The 26,149-nt window shown below is 67.3% G+C and carries 28 protein-coding genes; 22 read left to right on the top strand and 6 right to left on the bottom strand.

Annotated elements, in window-relative coordinates; translation table 11 throughout:
* Window positions 1–4: 4 nt before the first annotated feature.
* Window positions 5–913, bottom strand: coding sequence for a LysR family transcriptional regulator (locus AC1DSC_RS10630; protein WP_018907132.1), 909 nt, complete (start codon window positions 911–913; stop codon window positions 5–7).
* A gap of 164 nt (window positions 914–1,077) precedes the next feature.
* Between AC1DSC_RS10630 and AC1DSC_RS10625 the strand changes: the two genes are divergently transcribed.
* The 9 genes from AC1DSC_RS10625 to AC1DSC_RS10585 all read left to right on the top strand — a co-directional run bounded on the left by AC1DSC_RS10625 (window position 1,078) and on the right by AC1DSC_RS10585 (window position 8,691).
* Entirely contained in the window at window positions 1,078–1,797 is a 720-nt protein-coding gene (locus tag AC1DSC_RS10625; protein ID WP_062364798.1) for a pirin family protein, read from the top strand.
* Between the two features lie 139 nt (window positions 1,798–1,936).
* Complete coding sequence (locus AC1DSC_RS10620; RefSeq protein ID WP_015865528.1) at window positions 1,937–2,590, top strand: hydrolase; 654 nt, start codon at window positions 1,937–1,939, stop codon at window positions 2,588–2,590.
* Between the two features lie 17 nt (window positions 2,591–2,607).
* Window positions 2,608–2,883, top strand: coding sequence for a DUF1427 family protein (locus tag AC1DSC_RS10615; RefSeq protein WP_015865527.1), 276 nt, complete (start codon window positions 2,608–2,610; stop codon window positions 2,881–2,883).
* 104 nt (window positions 2,884–2,987) lie between these two features.
* On the top strand, window positions 2,988–4,877 hold the full coding sequence (locus tag AC1DSC_RS10610; RefSeq protein WP_062364797.1) for an amidohydrolase: 1,890 nt from the start codon (window positions 2,988–2,990) through the stop codon (window positions 4,875–4,877).
* Entirely contained in the window at window positions 4,877–5,272 is a 396-nt protein-coding gene (locus AC1DSC_RS10605) for a DoxX family protein (RefSeq protein WP_015865525.1), read from the top strand. The genes AC1DSC_RS10610 and AC1DSC_RS10605 overlap by 1 nt, the downstream gene beginning before the upstream one ends.
* Entirely contained in the window at window positions 5,265–6,863 is a 1,599-nt protein-coding gene (locus tag AC1DSC_RS10600) for an MFS transporter (protein ID WP_062364796.1), read from the top strand. Before AC1DSC_RS10605 ends, AC1DSC_RS10600 begins: the two co-directional genes overlap by 8 nt.
* A gap of 41 nt (window positions 6,864–6,904) precedes the next feature.
* Window positions 6,905–7,726, top strand: a complete 822-nt coding sequence (locus AC1DSC_RS10595) for an alpha/beta fold hydrolase (protein WP_028253947.1) — start codon at window positions 6,905–6,907, stop codon at window positions 7,724–7,726.
* Between the two features lie 19 nt (window positions 7,727–7,745).
* Window positions 7,746–8,345 carry a hypothetical protein gene (locus AC1DSC_RS10590; protein ID WP_028253948.1) on the top strand — a complete coding sequence of 200 codons (600 nt, stop codon included), beginning with the start codon at window positions 7,746–7,748 and terminating at the stop codon, window positions 8,343–8,345.
* Between the two features lie 31 nt (window positions 8,346–8,376).
* The gene (locus tag AC1DSC_RS10585; RefSeq protein WP_062364795.1) at window positions 8,377–8,691 is read left to right on the top strand and encodes a GNAT family N-acetyltransferase; all 315 of its coding nucleotides are present in this window, start codon (window positions 8,377–8,379) and stop codon (window positions 8,689–8,691) included.
* A 20-nt stretch (window positions 8,692–8,711) separates the two neighbouring features.
* Here AC1DSC_RS10585 and AC1DSC_RS10580 read toward each other — a convergent pair whose 3' ends face one another.
* Complete coding sequence (locus tag AC1DSC_RS10580; RefSeq protein ID WP_018907124.1) at window positions 8,712–9,416, bottom strand: YoaK family protein; 705 nt, start codon at window positions 9,414–9,416, stop codon at window positions 8,712–8,714.
* A 206-nt stretch (window positions 9,417–9,622) separates the two neighbouring features.
* Here AC1DSC_RS10580 and AC1DSC_RS10575 point away from each other — a divergent pair, with 206 nt between their 5' ends.
* Window positions 9,623–11,068 (top strand): catalase, encoded by a 1,446-nt coding sequence (locus tag AC1DSC_RS10575; protein WP_028253949.1) that lies wholly within the window; start codon window positions 9,623–9,625, stop codon window positions 11,066–11,068.
* An 18-nt stretch (window positions 11,069–11,086) separates the two neighbouring features.
* Here AC1DSC_RS10575 and AC1DSC_RS10570 read toward each other — a convergent pair whose 3' ends face one another.
* Both AC1DSC_RS10570 and AC1DSC_RS10565 read right to left on the bottom strand, forming a co-directional pair.
* Entirely contained in the window at window positions 11,087–11,944 is an 858-nt protein-coding gene (locus AC1DSC_RS10570) for a helix-turn-helix transcriptional regulator (protein WP_081247560.1), read from the bottom strand.
* 183 nt (window positions 11,945–12,127) lie between these two features.
* On the bottom strand, window positions 12,128–13,105 hold the full coding sequence (locus AC1DSC_RS10565) for a LysR substrate-binding domain-containing protein (RefSeq protein ID WP_015865518.1): 978 nt from the start codon (window positions 13,103–13,105) through the stop codon (window positions 12,128–12,130).
* Between the two features lie 187 nt (window positions 13,106–13,292).
* On the opposite strand from AC1DSC_RS10565, the gene AC1DSC_RS10560 reads away from it, so the two are divergent.
* The 6 genes from AC1DSC_RS10560 (at window position 13,293) to AC1DSC_RS10535 (ending at window position 17,822) form a co-directional block, all read left to right on the top strand.
* The gene (locus tag AC1DSC_RS10560) at window positions 13,293–14,645 is read left to right on the top strand and encodes an MFS transporter (protein WP_015865517.1); all 1,353 of its coding nucleotides are present in this window, start codon (window positions 13,293–13,295) and stop codon (window positions 14,643–14,645) included.
* 10 nt (window positions 14,646–14,655) lie between these two features.
* Window positions 14,656–15,183: a 2-oxo-4-hydroxy-4-carboxy-5-ureidoimidazoline decarboxylase gene (uraD, locus tag AC1DSC_RS10555; RefSeq protein WP_015865516.1), complete on the top strand. Its 528-nt coding sequence runs from the start codon at window positions 14,656–14,658 to the stop codon at window positions 15,181–15,183.
* 42 nt (window positions 15,184–15,225) lie between these two features.
* Complete coding sequence (locus tag AC1DSC_RS10550) at window positions 15,226–15,744, top strand: hydroxyisourate hydrolase (RefSeq protein ID WP_015865515.1); 519 nt, start codon at window positions 15,226–15,228, stop codon at window positions 15,742–15,744.
* A 30-nt stretch (window positions 15,745–15,774) separates the two neighbouring features.
* A complete protein-coding gene (gene uraH / locus AC1DSC_RS10545; RefSeq protein ID WP_436288750.1) occupies window positions 15,775–16,110 on the top strand; it encodes a hydroxyisourate hydrolase in 336 nt (111 codons plus the stop codon).
* Window positions 16,111–16,131: 21 nt separating this feature from the next.
* Complete coding sequence (locus tag AC1DSC_RS10540; RefSeq protein WP_015865513.1) at window positions 16,132–16,608, top strand: nucleoside deaminase; 477 nt, start codon at window positions 16,132–16,134, stop codon at window positions 16,606–16,608.
* A gap of 104 nt (window positions 16,609–16,712) precedes the next feature.
* A complete protein-coding gene (locus tag AC1DSC_RS10535; RefSeq protein WP_436288751.1) occupies window positions 16,713–17,822 on the top strand; it encodes a mandelate racemase/muconate lactonizing enzyme family protein in 1,110 nt (369 codons plus the stop codon).
* Between the two features lie 33 nt (window positions 17,823–17,855).
* Here the strand turns inward: AC1DSC_RS10535 and AC1DSC_RS10530 are convergent, their stop codons facing one another.
* Complete coding sequence (locus tag AC1DSC_RS10530) at window positions 17,856–18,773, bottom strand: LysR substrate-binding domain-containing protein (protein ID WP_020610574.1); 918 nt, start codon at window positions 18,771–18,773, stop codon at window positions 17,856–17,858.
* Window positions 18,774–18,858: 85 nt separating this feature from the next.
* Here AC1DSC_RS10530 and AC1DSC_RS10525 point away from each other — a divergent pair, with 85 nt between their 5' ends.
* From AC1DSC_RS10525 to AC1DSC_RS10500, 6 genes are all read left to right on the top strand, one after another.
* Window positions 18,859–19,953: a threonine aldolase family protein gene (locus AC1DSC_RS10525; RefSeq protein WP_028253951.1), complete on the top strand. Its 1,095-nt coding sequence runs from the start codon at window positions 18,859–18,861 to the stop codon at window positions 19,951–19,953.
* A 62-nt stretch (window positions 19,954–20,015) separates the two neighbouring features.
* The gene (locus AC1DSC_RS10520) at window positions 20,016–20,996 is read left to right on the top strand and encodes a tripartite tricarboxylate transporter substrate binding protein (RefSeq protein ID WP_062364791.1); all 981 of its coding nucleotides are present in this window, start codon (window positions 20,016–20,018) and stop codon (window positions 20,994–20,996) included.
* A 155-nt stretch (window positions 20,997–21,151) separates the two neighbouring features.
* The gene (locus AC1DSC_RS10515) at window positions 21,152–21,430 is read left to right on the top strand and encodes a type II toxin-antitoxin system Phd/YefM family antitoxin (RefSeq protein WP_015865508.1); all 279 of its coding nucleotides are present in this window, start codon (window positions 21,152–21,154) and stop codon (window positions 21,428–21,430) included.
* Between the two features lie 300 nt (window positions 21,431–21,730).
* Window positions 21,731–23,359, top strand: a complete 1,629-nt coding sequence (locus AC1DSC_RS10510; RefSeq protein WP_015865506.1) for a sensor histidine kinase — start codon at window positions 21,731–21,733, stop codon at window positions 23,357–23,359.
* Window positions 23,356–24,045 (top strand): response regulator transcription factor, encoded by a 690-nt coding sequence (locus AC1DSC_RS10505; RefSeq protein WP_062364790.1) that lies wholly within the window; start codon window positions 23,356–23,358, stop codon window positions 24,043–24,045. The genes AC1DSC_RS10510 and AC1DSC_RS10505 overlap by 4 nt, the downstream gene beginning before the upstream one ends.
* A gap of 111 nt (window positions 24,046–24,156) precedes the next feature.
* On the top strand, window positions 24,157–24,654 hold the full coding sequence (locus tag AC1DSC_RS10500) for an SgcJ/EcaC family oxidoreductase (RefSeq protein ID WP_018904436.1): 498 nt from the start codon (window positions 24,157–24,159) through the stop codon (window positions 24,652–24,654).
* A 43-nt stretch (window positions 24,655–24,697) separates the two neighbouring features.
* Here the strand turns inward: AC1DSC_RS10500 and AC1DSC_RS10495 are convergent, their stop codons facing one another.
* On the bottom strand, window positions 24,698–25,906 hold the full coding sequence (locus AC1DSC_RS10495; protein ID WP_370880695.1) for an SMP-30/gluconolactonase/LRE family protein: 1,209 nt from the start codon (window positions 25,904–25,906) through the stop codon (window positions 24,698–24,700).
* Between the last annotated feature and the right edge of the window lie 243 nt (window positions 25,907–26,149).

Here is a 26,149-nt window from a genome sequence, read left to right as displayed (position 1 = left end):
CCGGTCAGGCCGACCTTGGCAGCAGCGCCGGAACCAGCTGCCGGTTCAGCTGCTTCACCCACCACTGGAGCGCCTTTCCCTTGGCGCCGGTCTTCCATGCGAGCCAGAAGGCCTCGGGTGCGCGCGGCTCTTCGGTCTGCAGCTCGACGAGCGTGCCGCGCTTCAGGTCGCCCTCGATGCAGGCGCGCGGTAAGAATCCGTGTCCCAGGCCCGCGGCCTGGCAGGCGATCTTCGCGGCCATGCTGGGTACGGCGACGTGGTGCTGGCCGGCAAGCAGCCCCACGGTGCGGTCGGAAAGGGTGCGCGCGCTGTCGCTCACCACGATGGCGTTGCACTCCAGCAGGTCGCCGCGCTGCAGCGGCCGGCCCAGGCGCGTGAGCGGATGCGTGGGCGCCACGCAGAAAGCGAAGTCGAGGCTTCCCACCATCACCGCCTGGTAACCCCCGCCGGCCGGCCCTTCGCCCGCGGCCACGACGATGTCGGCGCGTCCTTCGCGCAATGCCTCCCAGCTGCCGGTGAGCGCCTCGCACCCGATGCGCAGCCGCGTGCCGCAGCGCAGCGCCTCGAACGCGCGAATGTCGTCGATCAGCGCCTGTGTGGGAATCAGCGAGTCGTGCACCAGCCGCAGCTCCGATTCGAACCCGGTGGCGATCTGCCGCATGCGCGACTCGAGGTCGCCGGCGGCGCCAAGCAGCCAGCGGCCTTCCTTGAGCATTTCTTCGCCGGCCGCGGTGAGCGTCACGCGCGGGCCGTTGCGCACGAACAGCAGCATGCCCAACTGCTCCTCGAGCTTGCCCACCGCGTACGAGATGGTGGAGGGCACCTTGTTCAGGCGCGCGGCGGCGCCTGCGAATGAGCCGTGGCGAGCGATGGCGTCCACGAGTTCGATGGCTTCGAGACTGAGCTTGAGCACGGCTGGTCCTTGGAAATGAATCATCGAAAAATTCGATGATTGACGGCTAAAAGTTTCGTCAACAGGCCTCGATGAAAGAAAGATGATTCAGCCATGCATCGGGGATTCTTCTCCGAAGCGATTGTGAATCACATCGAACCAAACGACCATCAAGGACCCCAATCATGTTGGAAATTCGCAGCGCCAATGACCGCGGACTTGCAGACTTCGGCTGGCTCAAGTCCCGCCACACCTTCTCTTTCGGCCACTACCACGACCCGGAGCAGGAAGGCTTCTCCGACCTGCTGGTGATCAACGACGACCGCGTGCATCCGGGCCGCGGCTTCGGCACCCATCCACACCGCGACATGGAAATCTTCTCGTACGTGCTCGACGGCGCGCTCGAGCACAAGGACTCGATGGGCACCGGCTCGGTCATCCGCCCGGGCGACGTTCAGATGATGAGCGCCGGTACCGGCGTGCGCCACAGCGAGTTCAATTCCTCCTCCACCGATCCGCTGCACTTCCTGCAGATCTGGATCGTGCCCAACGCCAAGGGCGTAGCGCCCCGCTACCAGCAAGTGCACTTCGCACCCGAGGAAAAGCGCGGCCGGCTGCGGCTGATCGTCTCGCCGGAGGGCGCCGGCGGCTCGCTTGCCGTGCACCAGGACGCCCGCGTCTACGCCGGCCTGTTCGACGGCGATGAAGCCGCCTCGCTCGCGCTCGGCCCCGATCGCCATGCCTATGTGCATGTGGCACGTGGCAGCGTGGAAGTGAACGGCCAGCGGCTGGGCGAGGGCGACGGCGCGCGGGCGCGCGGCGAGCAGCGGCTCGAGCTGGCGCGCGGCGAGGGCGCCGAGGTGCTGGTGTTCGACCTGCGCCCGAAAGAGTTGCCTTCCTTCTGACATTGCGCGTGCGCCCCTTGGCGGCGCGGACGCAAATGTCCAAACGGCCTCACTAATCGACAAGACATGCATCGGCGCTGAAACGACGATGCATGGCAACGCAAGACCCAATTTCTTTCACCAACTCACGGAGAGTCCCATGTCCATCAAAGCCACCCCCACCGCCGGCGCCAAGCTGCTCACCCCCACCGACCACACGCTGGTGATGATCGACTTCCAGTCGCAGATGGCCTTTGCCACGCACTCGATCGACGCGGTGAACCTGCGCAACAACGCGGCCCTCGTGGCCCATGCGGCGGCCGGCTTCAAGGTGTCGACCATCCTCACGACCGTGGCCGAGAAGAGTTTTTCGGGCCCGATGTTCAGCGAGATCACCGACGCCTTCCCGGGCCAGAAGATGCTCGACCGCACCTCGATGAACACCTGGGAAGACGCGGCCGTGATCGAGCGCATCAACGAGATCGGCAAGAAGCGCATCGTGCTCTCGGGCCTGTGGACCGGCGTGTGCATCGTCGGGCCGGCGCTGTCGGCCATCGACCAGGGCTTCGAGGTGTTCGTGATCGCCGACGCCTGCGGCGACGTCTCGGCCGAGGCGCACAACCGCGCGATGGACCGCATGGTGCAGGCCGGCGCGCAGCCGATGACCTCGCTGCAATACCTGCTCGAGCTGCAGCGCGACTGGGCCCGCACGGACACCTATGAAATGACCACCGGCATCGCAAAGAAGTTCGGCGGCGCCTACGGCCTGGGCGTAACCTACGCCAAGACCATGTTCGGCGCGCACGAAGGCTGATCGCCGCGGTGACCAAGATGAAGCCCTATGTCCTGTCGCTCGCGCTCGGCCTGCTGGTCGGCGTGATCTACGCACTGTTCCAGGTGCGTTCGCCGGCGCCGCCGGTCATCGCCCTGGTCGGGCTTCTCGGGATCCTGCTCGGCGAGCAGATCCCGCCGCTCATCAAGAGCGTGATCAAGCCCGAGGCGGCCGCCACCTCGTGGCTGCAGCACCAGGTCAAGCCGCATGTGTTCGGCGAACTGCCGCAGTGCGCCAAGGGCGAGGCCGGCGCCGCGGCCGGAAGGAAGGCATGAGCGATTCATTCGACGAACAGCGCCGGCGCCTTTGCCTCGGTACGCTTGGCGCCGCTCTTGCCGGTACGGCAATGGCCCAATCCAACCCCTCAAGGACACCCGACATGGCAGGCACCACCGCCCCCCACCTGATCCTGCACAACGGCCGCTTCACCACGCTGGACCGCGCCAACCCCGTGGCCGACGCCGTGGCCATCAAGGACGGCCGCTTCACCCGCGTGGGCCGCGCGCAGGACATCCTGCCGCTCGCGGACGGCGGCACCCGCGTGATCGACCTGCAAGGCAGGCGCGTGCTGCCGGGCCTCATCGACAACCACCTGCACATCATCCGCGGCGGCCTCAATTTCAACCTCGAACTGCGCTGGGACGGCGTGCGCAGCCTGGCCGATGCCATGGGCATGCTCAAGCGCCAGGTCGCGATCACGCCCGCGCCGCAGTGGGTGCGCGTGGTGGGCGGCTTCACGGAGCACCAGTTCGCCGAAAAGCGCCTGCCGACCATCGAGGAGCTCAACGCCGTGGCGCCCGACACGCCGGTGTTCCTGCTACACCTGTACGACCGCGCGCTGCTCAACGGCGCCGCGCTGCGCGCCGTCGGCTACACCAAGGACACGCCCGCGCCGCCCGGCGGCGAGATCGTGCGCGACGCAGCCGGCAACCCCACGGGCCTGCTGCTGGCCAAACCCAATGCGTCGATCCTCTATGCGACCCTGGCCAAGGGCCCGAAGCTGCCCTTCGAATACCAGCTCAATTCCACGCGCCACTTCATGCGCGAGCTCAACCGGCTGGGCGTGACCGGTGCCATCGACGCGGGCGGCGGCTTCCAGAATTTTCCCGAGGACTACCAGGTGATCCAGCAGCTGGCCGATGCCGGCCAGCTCACCATCCGCCTGGCCTACAACCTGTTCACGCAGAAGCCCAAGCAGGAGAAGGAAGACTTCCTCCACTGGACCGCCACCTCGAAGTACAAGCAGGGCGACGACTACTTCCGCCACAACGGCGCGGGCGAGATGCTGGTGTTCTCGGCCGCCGACTTCGAGGACTTCCGCCAGCCGCGCCCCGACATGGCGCCCGAGATGGAGGGCGATCTCGAAGAGGTGGTGCGCGTGCTGGTGCAGAACAAGTGGCCGTGGCGCCTGCATGCCACCTACGACGAGACCATCGACCGCGCGCTCGACGTGTTCGAGAAGGTGAACCGCGACACGCCGCTCGCCGGCCTGAACTGGTTCTTCGACCATTGCGAAACCATTTCGGAAAAATCGATCGACCGCATCGCCGCGCTGGGCGGCGGCATCGCGGTGCAGCACCGCATGGCCTACCAGGGCGAATACTTCGTCGAGCGCTACGGCGCCGGCGCGGCCGAGGCCACGCCGCCGGTCAAGCGCATGCTCGAGAAGGGCGTGAAGGTGTCGGCCGGCACCGATGCGACGCGCGTCGCCTCGTACAACCCGTGGGTGTCGCTGTCGTGGCTGGTCACGGGCAAGACGGTGGGCGGCATGCAGCTCTACCCGCAGCGCAACTGCCTGGACCGCGAGGCCGCGCTGCGCATGTGGACCGAGAACGTGACCTGGTTCTCCAACGAGGTCGGCAAGAAGGGCCGCATCGAAGCCGGCATGCTCGCCGACCTCGTGGTGCCCGACCGCGACTTCTTCGCCTGCCCGGAATCGGAGATTGCCGACACCACCGCGCTCCTGACCATGGTCGGCGGCAAGGTGGTCTATGGCGCCGGCCCGTTCGCAGCGCACGACGAAGGCGCGCCGCCGCCGGCCATGCCCGACTGGTCGCCGGTGCGCCGCTTCGGCGGCTACGCCGGCTGGGGCGATGCCGAGGGCGCGCCGCTGCAGAAGGCCATGCGCCACGCGGCCATGTCCTGCGCCTGCGCCAACGACTGCAACGTGCACGGCCACCAGCATGCGACGGCCTGGAGCAGCAAGCTGCCGATCGCCGACCTCAAGAGCTTCTGGGGCGCGCTCGGCTGCGCCTGCTGGGCGGTGTGATGCGCTGGACCATTTCACCCGCCGTGCGCTGGCTCGCCTTGCTGCTGCTGTGCGCGGCCTATCTTCAGGGCGGGCTCAACAAGGCCATGGACTTCAACGCGGCCATCGCCGAGATGAACCACTTCGGCCTCTCGCCCGCAGGGCCCCTGGCCGCCGCGGTGATCGTGCTGGAGCTCGGCGCGGCCGCGTTCATCCTCACGGGCTTTCATCGCTGGCTCGGCGCGCTGGCGCTCGCGGGCTTCACCTTGATGGCGACCTTCGTCGCGCTGCGCTTCTGGGAGATGCCGCAGCCCGAGCGCTTCATGGCGGCCAATTCCTTCTTCGAGCACCTGGGGCTGGTCGGCGGCTTCGTGCTGGTGGCCTGGCACGACCTGAAGGAGCGAGCGAATGGCTGATCTCGCAGGTGCCGCCGATGCCGCGAAGCCGAGCAGCAGCTTCGCACCGCTGCGCCAGCCGGTCTTTGCCGTGCTGTGGGCGGCCACCGTGCTCGGCAACATCGGCAGCTTCATGCGCGACGTGGCGAGCTCCTGGCTCGTGACCGACCTGTCGGCCAGCCCCACGGCGGTGGCGCTGATCCAGACCGCGGCCACGCTGCCGATCTTCCTGCTCGCGATTCCAGCCGGGGTGCTGTCCGACATCCTCGACCGCCGGCGTTTCCTGATCTTCGTGCAGCTAGTGCTGGCGGGCGTGAGCGGCACGCTGCTGGTGCTCTCGCACACCGGCGCGCTCACCGTCGAGTACCTGATCGCGCTGACCTTCGTCGGCGGCATCGGCGCCGCGCTCATGGGGCCGACCTGGCAGTCGATCGTGCCCGAGCTGGTGCCGCGCGCCGACCTCAAGAACGCGGTGGCGCTGAACTCGCTGGGCATCAATATTGCGCGCTCCATCGGGCCGGCCGCGGGCGGCCTGATCCTCGCGAGCTTCGGCGCCGCCCTGACCTATGGCGCCGACGTGCTCAGCTATGTGTTCGTGATCGCGGCGCTGCTGTGGTGGAAGCGTCCGGCGGCCGCCGACAGCGGGCTGTCGGAGAACTTCCTGGGCGCCTTCCGCGCCGGCCTGCGCTACACGCGCGCCAGCCGCGAGCTGCACCGCGTGCTGCTGCGCGCGGCGGTGTTCTTCCTGTTCGCCAGTTCGGTGTGGGCGCTGCTGCCGCTGGTGGCGCGACAGATGCTGGGCGGCAGTGCCGGCTTCTACGGCATCCTGCTGGGCGCCGTGGGTGCGGGCGCCATCGGCGGCGCGCTGGTGATGCCGCGGCTGCGCGCGGGCTTCAATGCCGACGGCATGCTGCTGCTGGCCTCGCTGCTGACCGCCGGCGTGATGGGCAGCCTGGTGTTCGCGCCGCCGCAGTGGCTCGCAGTGTTGTTGCTGCTGGTGCTGGGCCTGGGCTGGATCATCGCGCTCACCACGCTCAATGGCGTGGCGCAGTCGATCCTGCCGAACTGGGTGCGCGGGCGCGGCCTGGCCGTGTACCTCACGGTGTTCAACGGCGCAATGGCGGCCGGCAGCCTGGGCTGGGGCCTGGTGGCGCAGGAGATCGGCGTGCCGTACACGCTGGTGGCGGGCGCTGCCGGGCTGGTGGTCGTGGCCCTGCTGTTCCACCGTGCACGCCTGCCCACCGGCGATTCGGACCTGCAGGCCTCGAACCACTGGCCCGAGCCACTGGTGGCCGAGCCTGTCGCGCACGACCGCGGTCCCGTGATGGTGCAGGTCGAGTACCGCATCCGCAAGGAAGACCGCCCGGCGTTCCTGGACGCGATGAAGCGGCTGTCGCTCGAGCGCCGCCGCGACGGCGCCTACGCATGGGGCGTGACCGAGCACACCAGCGACCCCGAGCGCGTGATGGAGTGGTTCCTGGTCGAGTCCTGGGCCGAGCACCTGCGCCAGCACCACCGCGTGTCGCATGCCGACGCCGACCTGCAGAACGAAGCCGTGCGCTTTCACATCGGGCCCGGCAGGCCCGAGGTCCACCACTTCCTGTCTCTCTGATTTCCTTCTTCTCCCTTTCTTTTCATCAAACTGGAAAAACCATGACCACACTCACCCTGCGCGACGGCACCGAGCTCTACTACAAGGACTGGGGCTCGGGCCAGCCCATCCTCTTCAGCCACGGCTGGCCGCTGAGCGCCGACATGTGGGACGCCCAGATGCTGTTCTTCGCCGAACGCGGCTACCGCGCGATCGCCTTCGACCGGCGCGGCTTCGGCCGCTCCAGCCAGCCGTGGACCGGCTACGACTACGACACCTTCGCCGACGACATCGCGGAGCTGGTCGAGACGCTCGACCTCAAGGACGTGGTGCTCGTGGGCTTCTCGATGGGCGGCGGCGACGTGGCGCGCTACATCGCGCGCAAGGGCAGCGCACGCGTGGCGAAGCTCGCGCTCATCAGCGCCGTGACGCCGCTGTTCATGAAGACGCCCGACCATCCGGTGGGCCCGGATGCCTCGCTCTTCGCCGGCATCCGCGCCGGGCTGGCCGCGGACCGTCCGCAGTTCCTCGACGACTTCAGCACGCTCTTCTACGGCACCAACCGCCCCGGTGCGAAGGTCTCGCAAGGCATCTTCAAGCAGACGCTGCAGATCGCGCTGCAGGCCTCGGCCAAGGCCACCATCGACTGCGTGACCGCGTTCTCCGAAACCGACTTCCGCCCCGACATGGCGAAGATCGACGTGCCCACGCTCGTGATTCACGGCGGCGACGACCAGGTCGTGCCCCTGGAGGCCACGGGCAAGCTCGCGGCCGAGATGATCAAGGGCAGCCAGCTCAAGGTCTATGCCGGTGCGCCGCACGCCACCTGCACCACGCACAAGGACCAGGTGAACGCCGACCTGCTGGCGTTCATCCAGGCCTGAGCGTTCGGCGGACGCGGGCATGCAAGGCGCCTACGGCGATCTCCTGGGGCGGTACTTCGAGCTGCCTTGCGCGCCCGCCCTCGTCATGCTGCCGGCGCCGACGACGCCCTTCGTCGCCACGCGCATCACCTGCCTGCCCGACCAGCTGGGCATGAAGCAGGAGATCCCGCCGCAGGACGCCTTTGCCGTGACCCTGCACCTTGCCGGTGTGAGCCACCACGAGCTCTGGGTGCGGGGCCGGCCTTCGGTGGTGCGCGGCTATGCGCCCGGGGCGATCAGCATCGTCGACCTGCGCGACGAGGTGGCGAGCTACCTGGGCAGTCCGCTGGATGCCCTTCACTTCTACGTGCCGCGCGCGCTGGTGGATGCCGTGACCGATGCGGCGGGCCTGGCGCGCGTGAGCGGCATTGCCTGCATGCCGGGGCTGGTCGATCCAGTGATGGAAAACCTGGGTGCGGCGGTGCTGGCCTTGCTCGAGCGGCCGCAGCGCGCAAGCTCGGCGACGAGCGAGCACCTGGCGATCGCGATCTGTGCGCACCTGGTCCATCGCTTCGGAAGCACGGCCGACGGCGATGCGGCCGCGTCCTTGGCGCCGCGGCATTCGCGGTGCATGCACTGAACGCCACCCCTTTCCATTCGAGACCCTTCTCATGACCACGCCTTCTTCACCCTCCGTCCAAGACAACCCGTCCAAGCACCGTTTCGAATTCGAATCGCAAGGCGAGCGCGCGGTCGCGATCTACAGCCTGGCGGGCGACGTCATCACCTTCATCCACACGCTGGTGCCCGAGGCGCTGCAAGGCCAGGGCGTGGCCCGGCAGCTGGTACTCGCGGGCCTGGCTTCCGCGCGCGAACGGGGCCTGCGCGTCATTCCACAATGCCCGGTGTTCGCGGCCTACATGCGCTCGCATCCCGAGACGCACGACCTGCTGGCCGACGAAGGCCGCGCGCTGCTGGGCCTCTGAGCCGCCGGGCCGGAGCTTCTTCAGTGGTGGGGGCCGGGCGCTTCGGCGGCCTCGCCCTCGTGCGTGGCGCGCTGGAGCAGCACGGCGCAGGCCGCCAGCACCGGCGGAACCACGAAGCACCAGACATTCAGCTGGCTGTAGATGAGCGCGGCGGCGGCGCAGCCCGCGGCGAACACCGCGACGCTGGCGGCCATGCGCCGCAGCCGGGCGCGCGCCACGGCGGCTTCTTCCGGCGCCAGGCCGCGCAGCAGGTCGGCGATGTCGATCATCACCTGCGTGGTCGTGCCGGTCATGAGCGTGGTCGGCGGGGCGCTGCCCAGATGCAGCCGGTGCACGGCGTTCTGGATCGCCATGGCCGACACCAGCGACATGCCGGTGAGCATCGCGAGGCCGCTGTCGCTGTCCTTGAACGGGCCGTAGCAGATGGCAAAGGCCGCGCCCGCCGCCAGCAGCAGCGTCTTGAGCACCAGCATCGTGCGCAGCACCGGCAAGCCCAGGGCGGGCAGCCCGTGGCCGAGCCATCGCGCGAGCACCACCACGGCGCAGAACACCGGCAGCGCCACCAGCTTGGTCAGCGCGCCCGAGGTGCCATGCACCAGCGCCGCGCCGATGGTCACGAAGTTGCCCGTGACATGGGCCGTGAACAGGCCCTGCAGCGCCAGGAAGCCGGCAGTGTCCACGAAGCCGCCGTTGAGGCTCATGAGCAGGGGGAGGGAGGGTTTCATGAAGTGACCTTCGCGTGAGGAGGAGGAAAGAGGCGGGAATGCGCGGCCCATGGTGCGTCATTTCGCACGCACCGTCTTGTCGGCTTGGCGGCTGCTTTGCACATTCGTGCGCACCCGGTGCATTCAAGGCGGGCGACTCTTGTTCAAGACACGGGCGAGCCGGCGCGGTACACATCCCGTCGAGACATCCCGCAGCAAGAATTCCAATGACCCACCCCCACAGCCGACCCCCGACCCTGACCACCGCGGGCGGCGCGCCCGTCGCGGACAGCCAGCACTCGATCACCGCGGGCCCGCGCGGGCCGATCCTGCGGCAGGACTACCAGATGAGCGAGAAGCTGGCCTACCTGGCGCGCGAACGCATTCCGGAACGGGTGCTGCATGCCAAGGGCGCGGCCGCCTTCGGCACGCTGCGCATCACGGGCGACGTCTCGCGCCACACGCGCGCACGGGTGCTGCAGCCGGGGCAGTGCACGCCCGTGCTGGTCCGCTTCTCTGGGCTGACGGGCGAGCAGGGCTGCGCGGACGCCGAGCGCGACCTGCGCGGCTTCGCCATCAAGGCGTACACCGAGGAAGGCAACTGGGACCTGGTCGGCAGCCACCTGCCGGTCGCCTGCATCCGCGATCCGCAGAAATTTCCCGACCTGGTGCGGGCGCTGAAGCGGCATCCGGTGCGGCATGTGCGCTCGCCCACGGCGATCTGGGATTTCTGGTCGCTGTCGCCCGAGAGCCTGCACCAGATCGTGATGCTGTTCTCCGACCGCGGCCTGCCGGCGGGCTTTCGCCACATGCACGGCTATGGCGCGCATGCCTTCGGGCTGGTCAACGCGGCCGGCGAGCGGGTCTGGATCAAGTTCCATCTGCGCACGCTGCAGGGCATCCGGTGCCTGACCAACGGGGAAGCCCGCGAGCTGATCGCCGACGACCGCGAAAGCGCGCAGCGCGATCTGTTCGACGCCATTGAACGAGGCGAGCTCCCGCGCTGGTTGCTGCAGGTCCAGCTGATGAGCGAGGCAGAGGCAGCGCAGCTGCCGTTCAACCCGTTCGACGCGACCAAGGTCTGGCCGCAGCGGGAGTTTCCACTCGTCGACGTCGGCGTCCTCGAGCTCGACACGAACCCCGACAACTACTTCGCACAGGTCGAGCAAGCCACCTTCAATCCCGCCAACATCGTGCCCGGCATCTGCTTCTCGCCCGACAAGCTGCTGCAGGGGCGGCTGCTGGCCTATGCCGACGCGCAGCGCTACCGCGTGGGGACGCACCACGAGGCCCTGCCGGTGAACCGGCCCCGGTCGCCGGTGCACACCTATCACGCCGACGGCGCGATGCGCCTGGACGTTCCCGCCCGCACCGATGCCTACTACGAGCCGAACTCGTTCGGAGGACCACGCCCTGACCGCACGCTGGCCGAGCCGCCGCTGCCCCTGGAAGGCGATGCCACGCGCTTCGATGACCGCCAAGGGCTTGGAGACCATGCACAGGCGGCGGCCCTGTACCGCAGCATGGACGAGGGCCAGAGACAGCGGCTGTTCGAGAACATCGCCAGCTCGATGGCGGGTGTGCCCGAGCTGATCCAGCGGCGCCAGGTCGCGCACTTCCGGCTCGTCGACGCCTCGCTGGGCGAGGGCGTGGCCGGCCGGCTCGGTCTCTAGCGCGGCTGAGGGCGATCCCTAGTTTTCAACCCGCATCCTGCGCCGCCAGATGCCTGGCGGGACCCCGGAATGCCGGGAGAAAACGCGGGTGAAGTGGCTTTGATCGGCAAAGCCGCAGGCCGCGGCAATCTCGGCGAGCGAGGTATCGACGTCCATGAGAAGTGCGCGCGCGTGCTCCAGCCGCTGCGCAATCAGCCATTGATGGGGGGTGTGGCCGGTGGTCTCGCGAAAGGCATGAATGAAATAGCTGCGTGAAAGCCCGCACGCGTCGGCGATCTCGGTGATGGAAATGCGGCCGTCGATCCTGTTGCGCAGCATCTCCTTGGCGCGTGCCTCGTGCGAGCGCGAGAGGATCCGATTCGTTCTCGGCTCGGTCGTGGCTGCGCCGCCGTAGGTTTCGACGAGATAGCTCGTCATGGCAACGCTCAGCTGTTCGACGAACAGCATGCTTGCGCGTGCGGGGTCCTCGAGTGCCGGCGCCAGGGCCTCTGCGAGATTGAGCAGCACCTCGTCCCGCACGCCGGCCACATGGGCGAGGCTGCCGACGCGCTTGCCCGGTTTTTCCTCGATGGCCCGTTCGAGGCTGGCCTGCGATATCTCGAGCAGCACGAAGTCGAAAGGACGCTGGATGTCGGCACGATAACGTTCGGCGAAACCGCGAATGTAGATCGATCCCCTGTCGAAATCGTGGCACGAGGCATGCCGCCCGGCCACGATGCGCCGGCTGTGGCCATCGCGCATCGAGATGCCGAGCAGCACGCCGCGAGCGCTGGGCTCCGTCTCCACCTGGTGAAGTTGATGCGTATCCATCGTCTTGCGAAGGATTGCGACGCCGTTCGCACAGAGGCCCTGATCCCGTTGAAGGTGGCCGGACATGCACCCCAGCGTGTCTTTGGGGACACGACCGAGGCGCTGTGACGGAGAAGCTTCCTGTACCGACGGGGACATATGCCTGCTTTGTGCGAAATTATTCATGCCGTGCGGCAGGCCCGGGTGGGCCTTCAGGGTCGCGTTCTTGAATGGGGAAACCGCTGCGAGGACGCCGCAAAGCGGCCGATGCTACTCCTCGATTGTCCCGCCCGCAGATGGACCGCTCGCCGATCCCGGGGCCGCCTGCGCCAGGTGGCCGCCCACCGTCGAGAGCAGGCTGCGCAGCCAGCGATGCGCGCCCTGGTGCTGTGAGCGCTCGTGCCACAGCTGGTAGAAGCGCATGCGCGGAAATCCTTCGGGGGCCGCCACGCTCACCACCGGCAGGCTGCGCGTGAACTGCTCGGCAAAGTGGCGCGCGGTGGTGAACACGAGGTCGCTCTCGGCCACCAGGTAGGGCGCCATGGCGTAGTAGGGCACGAAGACGCGCGCATCGCGGGTTTGCCGCAGCCCGGCCAGGTGGCTGTCGACCACCGCGCGATGCGACTTGGCAAACGGCGTGGGCACCACGTGGGCGGCTGCCAGGTAGCGCTGCAGCGTCATCGCGCCTGGTGCGGCCAGCGGGTTGCCCGGACTCATCATGCAGACCAGCTCGTCCTCGATCAGCAGCGACAGGTGCATGCGCTCGGGCGGCAGCGGCCAGTTGCCGATCACGATGTCGAGCTCGCCCTGCGCCAGTGCGCGCTCGTAGTCGTAGCCGGGCGTCAGCGGATGGATCAGCAGGCGCGCCTGCGGCGCCTCGGCGCGAAAGCGCGCCACCACCTCGGCCATGAAGCTGGCGGCCAGGTAGTCCGGCGTGGCGATGGTGAAGGTCATGGTGCTGGCACCGGGCTCGAAGCGCTCCGGCCCGGCCAGCATGCGATCGATCTCGCCCAGCACCTCGCGTGCGCTCTCGCGCAACTGCAGCGCCCGCGCGGTGGGCACCATGCCGCCGCGCTCGCGCACCAGGATCGGATCGCCGAAGGCGTCGCGCAGGCGCCGCAGCGCTGCGCTGATGGCCGGCTGCGTCTGGTTCATGCGTACCGCGGCGCGCGAGACGCTGCGCTCAGCCACCAGTGCCGCCAGCACGCGCAGCAGGTGGATGTCGACAAGGTCCTGGCTTCTCGTCATTTGTCTTCTAGGGGTTCGACCGGATGGCGCGCCTTGCTGGGGCACGACCTATCGCGCTGGTTTATGCCGCACATTCCGCGCACCGTGCGCGCGCCGGGGCCATTCTGCCTACAGTGGCCCCGCAGGCGGCGTTCCCTTTTGGCGGAGCGGTCCGCAACGCCCCACATCCAGGACCGAGGAGATACGCATGACATCCACCGCAGCGGCAGCACCCGTTCGGCTTTCCGCCGCCCCGTCCGAACTGGACGGGGTCTACCGCAAGATCATCTGGCGGCTCATCCCCTTCCTGATGCTGCTGTGGGTGCTGGCCTGGATCGACCGGGTCAACATCGGGTTCATCAAGCTGACCATGCTCGACGAGCTCCAATGGAACGAGGCGATGTACGGCCTGGGCGCGGGCATCTTCTTCCTGGGCTACTTCTTCTTCGAGGTGCCCAGCAACCTGCTCCTGCAGCGCATCGGGGCCAAGAAGACCATCATGCGCATCACGATCGGCTGGGGCCTGACCTCGATCGCCACGATGTTCGTGAAGACGCCGGAGATGTTCTATTTCCTGCGCTTCGTGCTGGGGGTGTTCGAGGCCGGCTTCTACCCCGGCATCATCCTCTACCTGACCTACTGGTTCCCCAATGACCGGCGCGCCAAGGCCTTCGGCATGTTCATGTCGGCCTCGGCCTTCGCTGGCGTGATCGGCGGCCCGATGGCCGGCACCATCATGACCGGCATGCATGGCCTGAACGGCTGGTCGGGCTGGCAGTGGGTGCTGCTGCTGGAGGGCATTCCCTCGGTCGTCGCGGGCTTCGTCACCTATTTCTACCTGACCGACCGGCCCGAGCAGGCCCATTGGCTCACGGCACGCGAGCGCCAGCTGGTGCATGAAGACCTGGAGCGCGACGGCCGCTCGCTGGGCCAGCGCGAACACGGCATGCTGGCCTCGCTCAGGAGCGGGCGCATCTGGCTCCTGATCCTGATCTTCTTCTGCATCATCGCCGCCAATTCCTCGCTGACCTTCTACGGCCCCACGCTGGTCAAGGAAGTGGGTTTCACCAGCCCGGTGGCGGTGGGCTGGATCATGGCCGTGGCCTACCTGTGCGGCGCCGCCGGCATGATCTGGAACGGCTTCCACTCCGACAAGCAGCAGGAATCGCGCTGGCACTGCGGCCTGGCCGCTGCACTGGGCGCGGTGTCGCTGCTGGGTGTCGCGCTCTTCCTGGGGCACAGCGCGCTGGCGGTGCTGGTGGGCCTCACCTTGGCCATTGTCGGCACCATGAGCGCCATCCCGGTGTTCTGGCAGATGCCCAACCGCTTCCTGGCCGGCACCGCGGCGGCCGGCGGCGTGGCGCTGATCAACTCCATCGCCAACCTGGCCGGCTTCGGCGCACCCTGGATGCTGGGCCTGATCAAGACCTCCACGGGCAGCCTCTCGTCAGGCCTCTACGTGGTGGCGGCAATCGAGATCTGCGCCACCTTGCTGATCCTGGCCTGCGTGCCCGCCTACCGCAAGCAGCCGGCCGCCGCAGCAGCCGCCCCCGCACGTTGAGAACCAACCGATGACCCTCACCGCCACCCGCCTGAACCTGGCCGCGCTCAACGACATGGACCGCGACGCTTTCGTCGCGGCCGTCGGCCCGGCCTTCGAGAACGCCCCCTGGATCGCGCAGGCCGCCTGGACGCGCAGGCCCTTCGCCAGCATCGATGCGCTGCATGGCGCCATGCTCGACGTGGTTCGCCAAGCGCCCCAGGAGCACCGCCTCGCCTTCCTGCGCGGCCACCCGGAACTGGCCGGCCGCGAGGCCCGGGCCGGCACCATGACGGCCGAGTCCGTCGGCGAGCAGCGCAGCGCAGGCCTCGACGCGCTCAGCCGCGAAGAGCTGGGCGAGATGCAGCGCCTGAACCGCAGCTACCGCGAGCGCCATGGCTTTCCTTTCATCATCGCCGTGCGCCGCAATACCAAGGATCAGATATTCGAGGCGCTGCGCATGCGTGCGGCGGCGAGCACAGAGGCCGAGCACCGTGCCGCGCTCGAGCAGATCGGCTTCATCACCCGCGGGCGCATCGACGCCCTGGTGGACGGCTGAGGCCTTGTCGCCAGCCCCCCTTCACAACGACAGGAGACAACCATGGCGAATCAAGTCGTATCCCATCCCGCGCGCAGGCAGTTCGCGCTCTCGGGCCTGGCCCTGGGCGCGGCGGCGATCGCGTCGCGCGGGGCGCTGGCGCAACAGCCGAATGCCGCGCCGGCCGGCCCTGCCCGGGCCAGCGGTCCCATCGTGCTGCACGGCGTGAGCCCGCGCCTGACGGTGCACGCGCTGGACACCTTCCACGGCGCGGCCGCCACCGGCCTGCGCATCGACTTCTCCCGCCTGGAAGGTGGCAGCTACAAGCTGCTGCGCAGTACCGTCATGAACGCCAACGGCCGCTCCGACGATCCGCTGCTGGTCGGCGAGAGCTACCAGGCGGGCGACTACGAGCTGCTGCTGCACGTGGACGACTACTTTGCCGGCAGGAAGGCCGTGCTGCCCGTGCCGCCTTTCCTGACGAAGCTGCCGGTGCGCATCCGCGTCGCCAACGTTGCCGAGCGCATCCACCTGCCGATCCAGTTCGGCCCCTGGAGCTACACCTATTCGCGCGGAAGCTGAGCGCATCGCATTCACGACAGAGGACACGACATGACCGGCATCTCGACGCATGTGCTCGACATCACCAACGGCCGGCCCCTGGCGGGCCTGCAGGTGGAGCTCTACGACATGGCGACCCATCCGCCCACGCGGCTGAACAACACCCGCACCAACGCCGACGGCCGCACCGATGCGCCCGTGCTCGCCGCCAAGGATGCGCGCACCGGCCACTTCGAACTGCGCTTCCACGTCGGCGATCACTTCAAGGCCGCCGACGGGCTCTCGGACGTGGTGCCCGTGCGCTTTTCCATCTTCGACGCCGCGCAGCACTACCACGTGCCGATGCTGTGCGCACCCTGGTTCTTTTCAATGTATCGCGGCAGCTGATCGCCGCAGGAGTTCCGACCGATGTCTCAGCCCGATCCCAACGCAGAAAAATACATGCTTGACGCCATCCGCCTGGCCATGCGGAACGTGCGCGAGCGCAGGACCTGGCCCTTCGGTGCCGTGCTGGTGCGCGAAGGCAAGGTGCTGGCCCGGGCCGTCAACGAGGTCGACGCCCTGTGCGACCCCACGGCCCACGCCGAGATGCAGGCCGTGCGCATGGCGGCCAAGGCGCAGGGCGGCACGGACCTGTCGGGCAGCGTCGTGTACGCCAGCGGCTACCCGTGTCCCATGTGCCTGACGGCCATGTTCCTGGCCGGCGTGAAGGAGGTCTGCTACGCCTACTCCAACGAGGACGGCGAACCGCACGACCTCTCGGCCGAACGCGGCTACCTGGAGATCGCGCGGCCGATCGAGCTGCGCGAGATGCCCGTGCGATCGCTGCCCGTGCGCGACGAAGGCGAGGACCTGTACGACGCCTGGTCACGCGCGACGCGCTGACATGCTCGCGGCCGCCAAGGCCGAGGCGTTCCCGGGCTCGAGACTCGAGGCCGTGGGAGCTACCATCGCGTCGTCGTTCAAACGGCCGCTTCAAGGAGAGGTCCATGCGTTCCATCGCGAAAGTCACGAGCCAGCTCTTCAAGGTTCCCCTCGCTGAAGTCCTGACGGACGCCAAGCACGGCGCGCACACCCATTTCGAACTGGTGACTGCAACGGTGGTGCTTTCGGATGGCAGCCGGGGCACGGGCTACACCTACACCGGCGGCAAGGGAGGACATGCGATCAAAGCCATGATCGACCACGACCTGGCGCCCGCGATGATCGGCATGGACGCGGCGGATGTCGAAGGCATCCACGATTTCAGCGAATGGCATGTGCACTATGTCGGCCGCGGCGGCATCGCGTCGTTTGCGATCTCCGCGATCGACATCGCGCTCTGGGACCTCCGCGGCAAGGCCGCAGGCCAGCCGCTCTGGCAACTGGCGGGCGGCGCTGCGGACACCTGCAATGCCTACTGCGGGGGCATCGACCTGGCGTTTCCGCTCGAGAAGCTGCTGGACAACGTGCGCGGCTATCTCGCCAAGGGTGCCGGCGGCGTCAAGATCAAGATCGGCCGCCCGAACCTCGACGAAGACATCGAGCGCATCCGGGCGGTGCGGCAACTGATCGGCGACGGCATGGCCTTGATGGTGGATGCCAACTACGCGATGAACGTGGACCAGGCCATCGCTGCGGCCGAGCGCATCAAGCCCTTCGGTGTCCTGTGGTTCGAGGAGCCGACCATTCCGGACGACTACCGGGGCTATGCGCGCATCGCGGCCGCGACCGGCGTTCCGTTGGCAATGGGCGAGAACCTGCACACGATCCATGAATTCGATCATGCGTTCGAGCAGGCGCGGCTCTCCTTCATCCAGCCGGACGCCTCGAACTGCGGCGGCATCACGGGTTGGCTGAAGGTGGCCGAGCGCTCGCGCCGCCACGGGATCCCGGTGTGCTCGCATGGCATGCAGGAGTTGCATGTGAGCTTGCTGGCGGCGCAGCCGAACGCAGGCTGGCTGGAGATCCACAGTTTTCCGATCGACGAGTACACGATGCGGCCGCTGGTCCTTGAAAACCATCGCGCCGTGGCACCGGACGAGCCGGGCGTCGGGGTGGACTTCGACTGGGCGAAACTTGCGCCGTACCTGGTTGATCCGTCCCGGGGCTCTTCGTGAAAACTGCGGCGAGGCCGCGTACCAGCGCCACCCTCAGCTGCGGTACGGACGAATGTGATCCAGTTCGGATTCGATGACCCCGCGCACGACTTCCTTGAAGGCTGACACAAGCCGGGAATGAGGCGCATCGGGCGCGAGCAGGAGCGCAAGGCGCACGGTGATGGCAGGCTTGAAGGGCCGCACCTCGAAATCGAGATTGCGCTGCTCATCGAGCGCCGCCAGCGGATTGATCACGCTCACGCCCAGGCCCGCAGCGACCAGCGAGCAGACGGAGGCGCCCAGGTCGGACTCCAGCACCGTCCGGGTCTTGACGCCTGCGGCGGCCAATACCTGGTCGATGCGTTCCCTCGGGCCGCTGCCCAGCGGGAACGAGATGAAGGCTTCGCCGTCCAGGTCCGAGGCACGAACCTGCCTGGCCCGCGCCAGGCGATGTTCCCTGGGAAGCAGCGCGACGCAATCCATGCCCAGCAGCGTTTCGACACACATGCCGGGCGGATCATCGCCATACAGGATGGCGAGGCCCAGGTCGCACAGGCCCGAGCTCACCCAGGTGTCGACGGTCGCGGCCGCGCCGGAGTGGATCGTGACGAGCGTCTCGGTGTGCTCGCGCTTGAACCGGACGACCGCCTGGCTGAGGACGCCTCCGGCAATTCGCGCCATGGCGGCCACCGCCAGGCGGTCGCCGCCGAACGTCCGGATGTTCGATGCCGCGGACTCCAGGCCCTGCAGTCCGGCGAATGCCTTCTCGACTTCCTGGAAGAAGCGTTTGCCTTCGAGCGAAGGCGCCAGGCGCGTGCCGCTGCGTTCGAAAAGCGCAAACCCGATGATCGCTTCCAGCTGCGAAACAAGGCGGCTCACCTGGGGCTGCGAGGTGTGAAGCCGCCGCGAGGCTTCGGTCATCGACCCCGTCTGCACGACCACCCGGAAGGCCTCGATGTGCTTCAAGGTCATGCGTCGGCTGCTCATATCAATATTGTATGGTGCGCTGTTGAGTACGCATTTGCAGTATTGGTCGCCCAAAAGAATACTTGCGTCCATGCCTGACAGAACCCTGCACTTTGCCGACGCCGGACTGCCGCGCAGTCCATGCGCGGCTGGCGCCGTGGTGGACCTGCGCAGCGACACCGTGACGCTGCCGACCCCGTCGATGTACGCCCGCATGCAAACAGCCGCGCTGGGAGACGACGGCCTGGACGGCGACCCGACCGTGCGCGCGCTCGAGGCACTGGCGGCCAGCATGCTGGGCAAGGAATCTGCTCTGTATGTACCGACCGCCACGATGGGCAACCTCCTGGCCGTGCTGTCGCAGGCGGAGCGCCGGTCGCAGGTCGTGCTCGAGGAGTTCGCACACATGTTCGTTTCCGAGCGCGGCGGCGCCGTGTTCAGCGGCGTGACCTATACCGGCATTCCGGGCGTGGCTGGCGCAATGGACCTGGAGAGCCTGGCGCTGGTGCTGAAGTCGTCCGGCGAATTGCGCACGGATCTGGTCTGCATGGAAACGACGCACGGCAACGCGGGAGGAGCGGTGCTGCCGCTGGACCACATGCAGGCGGTCTGGAAGGCATCCAGCGAGGCCGGAGTGCGCGTCCACCTCGATGGCGCCCGGCTCTTCAATGCCGCCGTGGCGCTGAACGTCGATCCAGCCGCGATCGCGTGCTGCGCCGACACGGTGACCCTCTGCCTTTCCAAGGGCCTGAGCGCGCCTGCAGGTGCGGTGCTCGCCGGCCCGTCCGCCACCATGGCCAGCGCCAGACGGCTGCGCAAGATGCTCGGGGGCACGCAGCGCCAGATCGGCGTGGTTGCCGCCGCGGGACTGGACGCCCTGGAAACCATGCCCGGCCGGCTCGCGCAAGACCATGCTTTGGCGTCGTGCCTGAGCGAGGCATTGCGCGCCGTGTTGCCCGGCTCCGTCGGTATCAGCACGCCGCCCACCAACATCGTCTTCGTCGACGTGCCCGAGGCCGCAGCCGACAGTCTCGCCTGGGCGGAGGCACTCAAGGAATGCGATGTCCTGGTCCGCCCGTGGGGTCCGCGCCGGATCCGGCTCGTGACGCACCGCCATATCGACGCGGCCTGCGTGGATGCCGCCGCCACCGGATTCCGGCGTGCCGCGCAATCGCTGCTTGCCTGAATGCGTTCTCGCAAGGACGCGCCTCCCTTCGAACACATCGCGTACTACCAGGAGCCTTGACCATGCCTTCCATCGGCCGCCGGGACTTTGTCGCCTCTGCCTTCCTGATGGCCGCCGGCCTGGGGAGCGGCCGCGCATTTGCCAGCGGCTTTCCCAGCCGGCCCATCCGCCTGATCGTGCCGTACGGGCCCGGAGGCGGTTCCGATTTTGTCGCGCGCCTGATTGCCCAGAAACTGACCGAAACGGCGGGGTGGAATGTCGTCGTGGACAACAAGGCCGGGGCCTCGGGGCTGATCGGCACCGATGCCGCGGCCAAGAGCGCCGCGGACGGCTACACCTTGTTCCTTGCGGACGCCGCGCACGCCACCAATGCCGCGGTACAGCCCAAATTGCCCTTTGATCCGATCAAGGATTTCTCGCCGCTCACGCTCGTGGGCTCTTCGCCGCAACTGCTGGTGGCGCATCCGTCGCTTCCGGCCAACTCCCTGCGCGAACTGATCGCGCTGCCGCGTGCCCGAGTGCGCGAATACGGCGTCGGAACACCAGGGCAGGGGTCCGCGCCCCACCTGCTGTGCGAGACGCTCAAGCGCAAGACGGGCATGGAGCTGGTGCACGTGCCCTACAAGGGCGGCAGCGCCGCCTTGACCGATGCCGTCGGCGGGCAGGTTGCCATGGTGATCAATTCCGTGCCGGCTTGCATGCCGCACATCGAAGCGAAGAGGCTCAAGGTTCTTGCCATTGCCAGCGCGACGCGGCATCCGAAATTGCCGGACGTGCAGACCTTCTCCGAAAGCGTGCCGGGCATGGTGGGAGGCGCCTGGTATGGCGTGATGGCACCTGCCGGGGTGCCCGCGGATCTGCTGCAGCAGCTGAACGCGGCCGTCGACAAGGTGCTGGAACTGCCGGAAGTCAAGGCCCGGCTGGAAAGCTCGTTCGTGGATTCCATGCCCCGCGGGCCGCAGGCGTTCTCCAAGTACCTGAGCGAAGAAATCGCGCGCTGGAAATCGGTCGTGAAAGAGACGGGGGTCACGGTCAACAGCTGAGGCTCTTCGGGTGTTGCTTTGCTGCCCAAGGCGGCGGCAAGTGCATGGTGCTGTCAGCTTGCTGACATGCCAGCCTGCAGGTTCGGAGCCTGTGTTAGCACTTGACCTTAACTAAATTCGGTATATATCTACTCTTCAGGCACTCGAAGATCGCCATGCCGACCATCTCCAACATCAAGTCAATCTCATACCTGAAAAGCCATGCCGCTCAAATCTCCGAGGATCTGGAGATGAACGGCACGCCCTTCTTCATCACCCAGAATGGCGAGGCCTGCATGGTGATTGAAAGCGTCAAGCAGTTTCAGGAAAAAGAATCGCTGATCGCCGCCTTGAAGATCATTGCCTTGGGTGAGAAAGAGCGCATGAAGGGCAAAGGTATTTCCGCTGCCGAATCCCGTGCGCAACTGGCCGCAGCTCGCCAACGCCGCAAGTAGTGGCTATCTTCATTCTTCGCGATACCCAGGAGGACACTTTCGTCTATGCCGTTGCGGGACATCGGCAAGACTATCCAACGCTCTTGATGAAGCGCCTTCTGAGGATTTGAAGGGAATGGATTCGAGCTGCCTCCCGCGCAGCGATCATCAACAAGCCATGGCGATCACTGGCCTCTCGACTCCGAACTGGTCGCCGATAAAGAACCAGCTGGTCACCGGCCCTCTGCATGCGCATCACGACAAGGCCAAGCGCGACTTGCTGGAGCGCAGGGCAAATCGAGGCCTGTAGACTTCGCCGCCATGTTTCGTCTACGGTTGTCGTTCGCCTTTGCGGTTCTTGTTGCACTGGTGTGCTGCCAGGCCGCCTTTGTCTACTGGGGCTCCAATCGCGTCAACGAATACGCCGCACACAGCCGGCTGACGAGCGACATTCTTTCCGAGCTCCTCGAGATTTCAGCCAACAAGCAAAGGCTGCGCGTGTGGGCCTCGCAGCGGCTCATGAATGCGGAGGCGACCTCGGCGGTGCGGGACCAGCTGCTCGAGCGGATGCGGACCGGCGCTGCGCGGCTGGACGCCATGTCCCGCCTGCACCTGGACTCGTGGCGGAAGCTGTCCTCGCGGGAGGACATCGCCGTGCCGCAAGAGGTTCTCCAGCTGGTCGAGATCAGCAAGCTGCTGGACGGCAACATCCTCGAGGTGCAGGCGCAGCTTCAGGACTTGCAGCCGCTGTCGCCCGGCGCGGAATTCCCGAATGTCTGGCGGCAGGTGGCGCAGGTCTTCGACATGACCCAGGGCCGCGACCTTCGCGAGCTGCTCAACGGTGCCATCGAAGGACAGCGCAAGGCGGTTCCCATTGCCCGTGCCGCAACCGAGCGGGGCCTGGACCGGCTGCGGCAGCAGGCGATTGCGATGGCGATCATCGCCCTTGTCGCAGCGGTGCTGTGGGCGCTGCATCTGCGCGGTCGCCTCAAGCGCCCCCTGGAGCTGCTGCTGCAAGGCACGCGGGCCCTGCAGTCCGGTTCGCTCGAGCACCGCATCGACCTTGCATCGGGCGACGAATTCGAAGTGGTGGCGCGCCATTTCAACCAGATGGCCGCGGAACTTCAGCAGCATCGCCAGCAGGCCGACGAAGCCCGCCGGCGCCTGGAAGACGCGGTCCAGGACCGGACGCGGGAATTGCAGTCGGCGCACGACACGCTCCAGCTCCTGGACCATCGGCGGCGGCAGCTCTTCGTCGACCTCAGCCATGAGCTGCGGACACCGGCGACGGCGATTCGCGGAGAGGCGGAGATCACGCTTCGCGGCGGCGACAAGCCGGCCGAGGAGTACCGCCATGCCCTGAAACGCATCGTCGGCACCGTTCAGCAGTTGACCAAGGTGATTGGCGATCTGCTCCTGATCGCGCGGGCCGAAGCCGACCAGCTGGTGATCCAGCCGTCCCCCTTGGATCTCTCGATGCTGCTGAGCGAGGTCGTGGAACAGGGCGAGGCCCTGGCGGCGCTGCATGGGGCCGCGCTGACCTGCGAGCCCGTGGTGGAAACGGTCATGGTTCGCGCAGACGGCGACCGGCTGCGCCAGGCGGTGATGATCGTCTTGGACAACGCCATCCGCTATTCCCGTCCAGACGGCAAGGTGCGTCTGGGCTGCCACGTTGCCGCAGACGAAGTCGCCATCGTGGTCCGCGACCACGGCATCGGCATCGGCGAAGACGAGTTGCCCCGGGTGTTCGAGCGCTTCGTCCGCGGCCAGCGGGCACGCGCGCACCGGGCGGATGGCAGCGGCATCGGCCTTTCCATCGCGCAGGCCATCGTCAAGGCTCATCGCGGGCACATCGAGATCCAGAGCTGGCCCGAGGAAGGGACTGAAGTTCGCATCGTTCTTGCACGCCTGCCGATCCACGAATTCGAGGCCAGTGCCCTGCAGCCATGAACAGAAGCATCCTGATTGTCGAAGACGATCCCCGTGTCGCCGATTTCCTGGTCCGCGGGCTGAAGGCGGAAGGCTTTGCGGTGACGCATGCCCGCACCGGTCCGCAGGGGCTGGAGCTGGCGCGCCGCGGAGACCTCGCGCTTTTGATCCTCGATCTGATGCTGCCGGGCATCAACGGCCTGGAGCTGTGCCAGACCTTCCGCGCCGAGGGCGGCCAGACGCCGGTGCTGATGCTGACCGCCATGAGCACGACCGAAGACAAGGTGAACGGCCTGCGCCTCGGCGCCGACGACTACCTGACCAAGCCCTTCGACTTCGAGGAACTGCTCGCGCGCATCGAGGCGCTGCTGCGCCGCGGCCGGGACCTCAGGCCGCGGGTCACGACCTTGCGGGTGGCCAACCTGGTGCTGGACCGCGAACGCATGCGCGTGGAGCGCGCGGGGCAGCCGATCACGCTGACGGCCAAGGAACTGGCATTTCTCGAGCTGCTCATGAGCGCACCCGGGCGGGTGTACAGCCGCGAACGCATCCTGGCCAATGTCTGGGGCACGCACGAGGATCCGCTCACCAATATCGTGGATGTCTACGTGCGGCGACTTCGCATGAAGATCGACGGCGACCACGCGGTGCAGCTGCTGCAGACCGTGCGCGGCCTCGGATACCGCATCAGCGAGACGGCGGGCTAGCCAGGCCGTTCATTCGGCGTTCATCTTGTGTTCGACACACGTTCATCGCCGCCGCGATGGATGTTCATTCGCCCCTCGAACAATGAGTCCTGTGTTTAACCACTTGCATGAATGGACTCTTCGATGATCCCGCGTTTTTCCAAGCTTCTTCCCGCTGCCGCTGTGTTGGCGCTTTGCATGTCGACCTCCGTGTTGGCACAGACGGCCGCGAGCGCAAGTTGTGTTCCCGCCAGCGAACGCCAGATCGAGGCACTGTTCGATCGCTGGAATGCCTCCCTCGCCACGCAGGATCCCGACAAGGTGGTGGCCAACTACGCTCCTGACGGCGTGCTGCTGGCCACGGTGTCGAACCAGCCGCGCACCAGTCCGGCCGAAATCCGCGACTACTTCGTCAAGTTCCTCAAGGGGGCGCCGCAAGGCAAGATCGATTCGCGCACGATCCGGGTCGGCTGCAATGTCGCGCAGGACATCGGCACCTACACCTTCAAGTTCAAGGACGGCAAGGCGGTGCACGCCCGCTACACCTATGTGTACGAATGGCTCAACGGCCAGTGGCTGATTGCGCACCATCACTCGTCGGCAATGCCCGAGAGCATTGCGGCGAAGTAAAAAGGGGGGCGCCCACGGTGGGGCGCGCGTCGTCGCTGCCGTGCTAAGCAGGCGCCGCGCCCTGGGTCGCCGTATAGACGGCATACAACGACTGGCTGGCCGCCATGAACAGGCGGTTGCGCTTGGGACCACCGAAGCAGATGTTGCCGCAGACCTCCGGCAGCCGGATGCGACCGATCAGCCGGCCTTGCGGCGTCCATACCGTGACGCCGTTGTAGCCCACGCTGCGGCCGGCGTTGCTGGAGCACCAGAGGTTGCCGTCGACGTCGGCACGCACGCCGTCGGGGCCGCACTTCACGCCATCGATCGTGAAGTTGCCAAAGAGCTTGCCGTTGTGGAGCTTGTTGTCGGTACCGACGTCGAACACGTACATGTCGCCCTTGCCGCCGGCGACGGTGTCGCCCGGCCCCTGCCCGGTGCTGACGACATAGAGCTTCTTGAAGTCGGGCGAGAAGCACAGGCCGTTCGGGTCCGGCACCAGGTCTTCGCCGGCGACCTGCGTGAGCGTTCCGCTCTTGTCGAGGCGGTAGACCGCAGTCGGCAGTTCGCGCTTGTAGAAGCCGATCTCCGGCGGCTGCCCGAGCCTGGGGTTCAGCCGGCCGGCCTTGTTCGCGGGTCCGCCCGCGGCATCGACCGTGCCCTCGTAGAGCTGGGCGCCGTAGGGCGGGTCGGTGAACCAGTAGCTGCCGTCGGGATGCGGGACGACGTCGTTGGGCGAATTGAGCCGCTTGCCGTTGAAGCTCGACGCGAGGACGGTCACCGAGCCGTCGAGCTCGTAGCGCACCACGCGCCGCGTCAGATGCTCGCAGGACAGCTGCCTTCCCTGGTGGTCGAAGGAGTTGCCGTTGCTGTTGTTGGACGGCGAGCGGAAAACGCTGACGTGGCCGTCGTCCTCGCTCCATCGCAGTTGGCAATTGTTCGGGATGTCGCTCCAGACCAGAAAGCGGCCGACCGAATTCCATGCCGGTCCTTCGGACCACAACGCGCCGGTCCACAGCCGCTGGATCGAGGCGTTGGGCTGGCGCAGGCCATCGAACACCGGATCGACGGTGAGCACGTCGGGATCGGTGAAGTAGGTGGTGGGAGCCCCGCGCGCACTGAAGTCGCGCGGCGGCTGGGTGATGGTGCTCGGCGGCGCCGCCGGTCCGCCCGCGGCGGCCTGTGCATGCGCCCATCGTGGCAGGACGATGGAGGCGCCTACCGCGGCGCCCACGCCGCGAAGAAGCCGGCGGCGTAGTACCGAACTATTCACTACGAAATCGATTTTTTCCTGTGCCACAACCCACTCCATGAAACCGATGGAAGAAGCGTTGGAGAACGCGAGTTCGCAAAGCCGGTCGCATGCTACGCGCTTCTCTGGCGCCGTACTAGATTGCGTCACTGCAGGCGGTGCTGGTCGTCCGAACTGCGCGTTGAGCAGCGTCTTGAATCGACTAGCGGAGCAATTTCCGTCCAGGACTTGACCCACATGCAGGTCCTTGTCGACTTGCCAGAG

It is taken from the genome of Variovorax sp. 01N425, from assembly GCF_056399465.1.
Note: the sequence above shows the minus strand (reverse complement) of the source record. Positions and strands in the feature narration are given on the sequence as shown.

Bases quoted from the DNA above. Each gene is read 5' to 3' on its own strand.
- AC1DSC_RS10570 (WP_081247560.1), bottom strand. From the start codon at position 11,944: ATGTCCGGCCACCTTCAACGGGATCAGGGCCTCTGTGCGAACGGCGTC.
- AC1DSC_RS10625 (WP_062364798.1), top strand. From the start codon at position 1,078: ATGTTGGAAATTCGCAGCGCCAATGACCGCGGACTTGCAGACTTCGGC.
- AC1DSC_RS10515 (WP_015865508.1), top strand. From the start codon at position 21,152: ATGCCGACCATCTCCAACATCAAGTCAATCTCATACCTGAAAAGCCAT.
- AC1DSC_RS10560 (WP_015865517.1), top strand. From the start codon at position 13,293: ATGACATCCACCGCAGCGGCAGCACCCGTTCGGCTTTCCGCCGCCCCG.
- AC1DSC_RS10610 (WP_062364797.1), top strand. From the start codon at position 2,988: ATGGCAGGCACCACCGCCCCCCACCTGATCCTGCACAACGGCCGCTTC.
- AC1DSC_RS10525 (WP_028253951.1), top strand. From the start codon at position 18,859: ATGCCTGACAGAACCCTGCACTTTGCCGACGCCGGACTGCCGCGCAGT.
- AC1DSC_RS10510 (WP_015865506.1), top strand. From the start codon at position 21,731: ATGTTTCGTCTACGGTTGTCGTTCGCCTTTGCGGTTCTTGTTGCACTG.
- AC1DSC_RS10520 (WP_062364791.1), top strand. From the start codon at position 20,016: ATGCCTTCCATCGGCCGCCGGGACTTTGTCGCCTCTGCCTTCCTGATG.
- AC1DSC_RS10535 (WP_436288751.1), top strand. From the start codon at position 16,713: ATGCGTTCCATCGCGAAAGTCACGAGCCAGCTCTTCAAGGTTCCCCTC.
- AC1DSC_RS10605 (WP_015865525.1), top strand. From the start codon at position 4,877: ATGCGCTGGACCATTTCACCCGCCGTGCGCTGGCTCGCCTTGCTGCTG.
- AC1DSC_RS10500 (WP_018904436.1), top strand. From the start codon at position 24,157: ATGGACTCTTCGATGATCCCGCGTTTTTCCAAGCTTCTTCCCGCTGCC.
- AC1DSC_RS10530 (WP_020610574.1), bottom strand. From the start codon at position 18,773: ATGACCTTGAAGCACATCGAGGCCTTCCGGGTGGTCGTGCAGACGGGG.
- AC1DSC_RS10600 (WP_062364796.1), top strand. From the start codon at position 5,265: ATGGCTGATCTCGCAGGTGCCGCCGATGCCGCGAAGCCGAGCAGCAGC.
- uraH (WP_436288750.1), top strand. From the start codon at position 15,775: ATGACCGGCATCTCGACGCATGTGCTCGACATCACCAACGGCCGGCCC.
- AC1DSC_RS10615 (WP_015865527.1), top strand. From the start codon at position 2,608: ATGAAGCCCTATGTCCTGTCGCTCGCGCTCGGCCTGCTGGTCGGCGTG.
- AC1DSC_RS10590 (WP_028253948.1), top strand. From the start codon at position 7,746: ATGCAAGGCGCCTACGGCGATCTCCTGGGGCGGTACTTCGAGCTGCCT.
- AC1DSC_RS10565 (WP_015865518.1), bottom strand. From the start codon at position 13,105: ATGACGAGAAGCCAGGACCTTGTCGACATCCACCTGCTGCGCGTGCTG.
- AC1DSC_RS10540 (WP_015865513.1), top strand. From the start codon at position 16,132: ATGTCTCAGCCCGATCCCAACGCAGAAAAATACATGCTTGACGCCATC.
- uraD (WP_015865516.1), top strand. From the start codon at position 14,656: ATGACCCTCACCGCCACCCGCCTGAACCTGGCCGCGCTCAACGACATG.
- AC1DSC_RS10580 (WP_018907124.1), bottom strand. From the start codon at position 9,416: ATGAAACCCTCCCTCCCCCTGCTCATGAGCCTCAACGGCGGCTTCGTG.
- AC1DSC_RS10575 (WP_028253949.1), top strand. From the start codon at position 9,623: ATGACCCACCCCCACAGCCGACCCCCGACCCTGACCACCGCGGGCGGC.
- AC1DSC_RS10585 (WP_062364795.1), top strand. From the start codon at position 8,377: ATGACCACGCCTTCTTCACCCTCCGTCCAAGACAACCCGTCCAAGCAC.
- AC1DSC_RS10620 (WP_015865528.1), top strand. From the start codon at position 1,937: ATGTCCATCAAAGCCACCCCCACCGCCGGCGCCAAGCTGCTCACCCCC.
- AC1DSC_RS10505 (WP_062364790.1), top strand. From the start codon at position 23,356: ATGAACAGAAGCATCCTGATTGTCGAAGACGATCCCCGTGTCGCCGAT.
- AC1DSC_RS10595 (WP_028253947.1), top strand. From the start codon at position 6,905: ATGACCACACTCACCCTGCGCGACGGCACCGAGCTCTACTACAAGGAC.
- AC1DSC_RS10550 (WP_015865515.1), top strand. From the start codon at position 15,226: ATGGCGAATCAAGTCGTATCCCATCCCGCGCGCAGGCAGTTCGCGCTC.